The sequence below is a fragment of the Amycolatopsis sp. NPDC051071 genome (genome assembly GCF_040682875.1).
Taxonomy (GTDB): domain Bacteria; phylum Actinomycetota; class Actinomycetes; order Mycobacteriales; family Pseudonocardiaceae; genus Amycolatopsis.
Genome location: NZ_JBFBBY010000295.1, coordinates 1 through 4,522, shown reverse-complemented (window position 1 = coordinate 4,522; position 4,522 = coordinate 1). Strand labels below are relative to the sequence as shown.

3 protein-coding genes are annotated in these 4,522 nt (G+C 69.5%); all 3 read left to right on the top strand.

Annotation, left to right across the window (positions count from 1 at the left end; genetic code table 11):
• On the top strand, positions 1–1,374 hold a 1,374-nt coding region (locus AB0M65_RS40310), incomplete at its 5' end, for an MFS transporter (RefSeq protein ID WP_364040766.1).
• A gap of 64 nt (positions 1,375–1,438) precedes the next feature.
• A complete protein-coding gene (locus AB0M65_RS40305; protein ID WP_364040764.1) occupies positions 1,439–3,700 on the top strand; it encodes a UvrD-helicase domain-containing protein in 2,262 nt (753 codons plus the stop codon).
• A 10-nt stretch (positions 3,701–3,710) separates the two neighbouring features.
• Complete coding sequence (locus AB0M65_RS40300; protein WP_364040761.1) at positions 3,711–4,283, top strand: FKBP-type peptidyl-prolyl cis-trans isomerase; 573 nt, start codon at positions 3,711–3,713, stop codon at positions 4,281–4,283.
• The last annotated feature ends 239 nt before the right edge of the window (positions 4,284–4,522 follow it).

The window sequence follows — 4,522 nt, the reverse complement described above, 5'->3', positions numbered from 1 at the left end:
GCCCCGTCGGAGGACTCGATGTCCTATGTGATGAACCTGAAGCTGGCCGACCCGGACGAGGCCCAGGCCTTCGTCGACTCGAACGGCGCCGAGCACAACGTCCCCAATGTGGCATTGGGGGCAGCCCAGCCCCCTTCCCACGGGTTGGCGCACGTTGCTCCGCCGGGTTACCCGTCGGTACGGTCCGGTGAAGTGACAACCACCACCGAGCTCACCAGGGCGGCCGAGCGCCGGACCATGGCGGTCGCCTGCCTGGTCGTCTTCACCGCGCAAATGGCGACGACGATCTACCTCCCCTCCCTCCCCGCGATCGAGCACGACTTCGCGGTCTCGCGCAGCTTCGCGGCGTTGTCGGTCTCGCTGTTCGTCATCGGCGCAGCGGCACCGGTGGTCCTGTGGGGCCGGGCGGCCGACCGCTACGGCCGCCGTGCCGCGATGCTGGCCGCGCTGGGGTTGTTCGTCGTCGCCAGTGCGGTGCTGATCGCGAACACCTCGCCCGTCTGGCTGCTGATCCTCCGTTCCCTGCAAGGGATCGGCGCCGGGGGCGCGGCCATCATCGCCCGCGTCGTCGCGCGGGACCTTGGGGACGGCGACGCGCTCGCCAAACGGCTTTCGGTGCTCTCCATCGCGTTCGTCACGGCACTCGGCGGCGGGCAGTTCCTCGGCGGGCTGATCGGCGACTGGCAGGGCGGGTTCGCCGTACTGACGGCGGCCGGGGTGATCTGCGTCATCGGCACGCTGACGCTTTCACTCGACCCCGGCCGCGGCGGCGGCGAGAAGACCGGCATGGTCCGGATCTACTTCCGGATCCTCACCGTGCGGGCGTTCCTGCTGCCGTCCATCGCGGCCGGCCTGGGGTTCGCGACGATCGTGCTTCTTCAGGAGGTCGCTCCGTTCGTCTTCCAACGGTACTTCGGGCTCGGCGTGGAGGAGTACGGCAACGTCGGGCTGCTGATCGGGCTGGCCTACTTCGGCGGCGCGATGCTGGTGAACCGGCTGGCGAGCCGCAGGGGATCGCACTGGCTGATGCGGGCGGGTGCGCTGGTCATGACCGGTGCCGGCGCGTTGACGGTCGTCTTGTGGCTTCTGCCGGGGATCCCGCTCACCGCCGCGCTCGTGACGTTCATAGCGCTGTACTGCGGGATCACGTTCGGCCAGGCCGCACTCTTCCCGAGCGGGATGGCCGTCGCGGTGAGCGCGGTTCCCGGACAAGGCGCCTACGCCGTCGCGCTGTGCGGTTTCGTCGCGCAATCCATCGCCGGTGTCGCGGCCACCTTCGCCGTCCTGCTCCACGAGAACCTCGTCTGGGCGAGTGCCGCCACCGGTCTTTCGCTGCTGGCCTTCCTCCTGATCCGGGTGAAAACGAGGGAATGAGATGATGGCGGGCGCCGTTGTAATCCATTCGGCCCCTTGTCCCACCTCCGAAAGCAGGCTGCTTTTGTCCGTGTCCCCGGACCGGGAACTCGACGCGACCGAGCAGGACGTCGCGTTCGAGCAGGAGTACGTCACCACCCTCTACCGCAAGCTCGACGCCGAACGCGTCGACGCGCAGCGCAGGCTCGACCAAACGCTGCGCCAGACCGGCGGTACCCCGCAGGCGCGTACCGAACGCGACGTCGCCACGACGCTGTACACCGACAGGCTGTCCCAGCTGAGTTCCGTCGAGCAGGGCCTGTGCTTCGGCCGCCTCGACTTCCTTCCCGATCACGCCGAAGAGACCACCTACATCGGGCGGCTCGGACTGTTCGACGAGGACGACGAGTACCGCCCGCTGCTCGTCGACTGGCGCGCGCCGGTCGCGCGGCCCTTCTACCTCGCCACCGCCGCCTCTCCCGAGGGTGTCCGCCGCCGCAGGCACATCCGGTCGCTGAGCCGGAAGGTCGTCGGCGTCGACGACGAGATCCTCGACCTCTCCGCCGCCGACCAGGGCCAGGACCTCGGGCTGGCGGGTGAGGCCGTGTTGCTGGCCGCGCTCGAACGCCGCCGCACCGGTGAGATGAGCGACATCGTCGCCACCATCCAGGCCGAGCAGGACCGCATCATCCGCGCGTCGCCGAACGGCGTCCTCGTGGTCCAGGGCGGGCCGGGCACCGGCAAGACCGCGGTCGCGCTGCACCGCGCGGCGTACCTGCTCTACACGCACCGCCAGCAGCTCACCACCCGCGGCGTACTGGTGGTCGGGCCGAACAGCACGTTCCTCCGCTACATCGGGCAGGTCCTGCCGTCGCTGGGTGAGACCGGCGTGCTGCTGGCCACCGTCGGCCAGCTGTACCCCGGCCTGAACGCCGACGGGTCGGTCACCCGCGAGGCCGCCGAGGTCAAGGGCCGCCGGGTGATGGCCGACGTGCTCGCCAACGCCGTCCGCGACCGGCAGCGCGTCCCCGAACCGGTGCTGGAGATCGAGTTCGAGCGCGAGATCCTCATGCTCGACCGCAAGACCTGCACCGAAGCGCGGACGCGGGCCCGCCGGTCACGCCGTCCGCACAACCTCGCCCGGCGGATCTTCCTTTCCGACCTTCTCGACGCGCTCACCCGGCAAGCCGCCCGCAGGCTGGGGGAGGATCTGCTCGACGCACGCGACGTCCAGGACATCCGCGCCGAGGTCGCCGCCGACAAGAACGTGGCCGCGGCGCTCGACGGACTGTGGCCGACGCTCACCCCCGAAGTGGTGCTCGACGAGCTGTTCGCCGACCGCGAACGGTTGCGGAGCGCGTCCGGGAAAGCCTTGTCGGACACCGATCGTGAGCATCTTTACAGCCCCACCGACGCGAACTGGAGCCCGGCGGACGTCCCGCTGCTCGACGAACTCGCCGAGCTGCTGGGCGAGGACGACACCGACGCCCGCGTCGAGCGCGCCCGTCGTGAGCGAGAAGACCGTGCGTACGCGGAAGGCGTACTCGACATCCTCGAACAGGACGAGGAGATTATCGACGAGGAGCTGCTGCGGGTGGGTGACGTCCTCGACGCCGAACTGTTCGCCGAACGCCAGCAGCGCCGCAGTGAGATGACCGCGGCGCAGCGGGCCGCGCAGGACCGGACCTGGACCTTCGGGCATGTGATCGTCGACGAGGCACAGGAGCTGACCGCGATGGACTGGCGGCTGCTGATGCGCCGGTCGCCGAACCGGTCGATGACACTGGTCGGCGACGTCGCCCAGACCGGCGCGTCCGGTGGCGCGCGGTCGTGGGGAGAAGTGCTGTCGCCGTACGTCGCCGACCGCTGGAAGCTCGAAGAACTGACCGTGAACTACCGGACCCCGGCGGAGATCATGGCCGTCGCGTCCCGGGTGCTCGCCGACGTCGACCCGTCGCTCGAAGCGCCGGTTTCGGTGCGGGAGACGGGTTTTGAGCCGTGGCTGCGCGCCGTGGAACCGGCGGAACTCGCCGCCGAGCTAACCGGTCTCGTCGACGCCGAACTGTCCGCTGTGGACGGTGGGACGGTCGCCGTGCTGTGCCCGGCTTCACTGGTCGATCCGCTCTCGGAGGCGCTCGGCGAGTCGGGGGACCGGGTGTCGGTGCTGCCGGTCGAGCGGGCGAAGGGGCTCGAGTTCGACTCGGTCGTGCTGGTGGCGCCGGACGACGTCGTCGCCGGGTCCCCACGCGGGCTCAACGACCTTTATGTGGCCCTGACCAGGGCGACCCGTCGGATGGGCGTAGTGCAGACCGGTGACCTTGTTCCGGCGCTGGAGGGTCTTGGCTAAGGTCGGCCGCATGCGCACATTCGGCAAGATCGTGGTCATCGGCGCGGGCGTGCTCGCCCTGGCGGCCTGTGGCGAGAAACAGAACACCGCCGGGTCCGCCCAGCCGTCCTCCGGCGCGGCGCCCGCGTCGGCGTCGTCGTCGGCTCCGGCCGCCCCGAAGGGCAAGGAGTGCACCGCGGACGACGTCAAGACCACCGGGAAGTTCGGCGAGGCGCCGACCATCACCATCCCGGACGACTGCGACCCGCCGAAGAAACTCATCACCAAGGACCTCGAGCCCGGCACCGGTGAGGGTGCCAAGGCAGGCGCGAACCTGAAGATGAACTACTCGCTGGTCACCTGGTCCAACAAGCAGAAGCTGGACAGCTCGTTCGACCGCGGCGAACCGTTCGAGCTGCCGCTCGGCGCCGGCAAGGTCATCAAGGGCTGGGACCAGGGCCTCGAAGGGATCAAGCAGGGCGCGCGGCGGCTGCTGATCATCCCGCCGGACCTCGGCTACGGCCAGGGCGGCAACGGCATCGAGCCGAACGAGACACTCGTGTTCGTGACCGACGCGGTGAGCGTTCCGACCGACCAGGGCTAAGTGGTCGTGGGGGACTCAGGGACCTTTGACGTTCCCCTCGCCGCCCCTCCGCAATACCTCTGGTCTCAGCAACATCGCCAGCCACGACGACGGCGCGTGAAGGCCCCCTTCCCTCGGCTCAGCCGAGCTTCCCGCCAGTACATGAAGGCCCCCTTCCTTGCGCTAGGCGCAAGGAAGGGGGCCGTCATGTACTTGGGGAAGGTGTGAAGGTTGAGTTTCTTCGGCTGAGCCGAGGGAAG

What these genes read in the sequence shown, in the direction of transcription:
- AB0M65_RS40300 (WP_364040761.1), top strand. Translation starts at nt 3,711, where the DNA reads ATGCGCACATTCGGCAAGATCGTGGTCATCGGCGCGGGCGTGCTCGCC.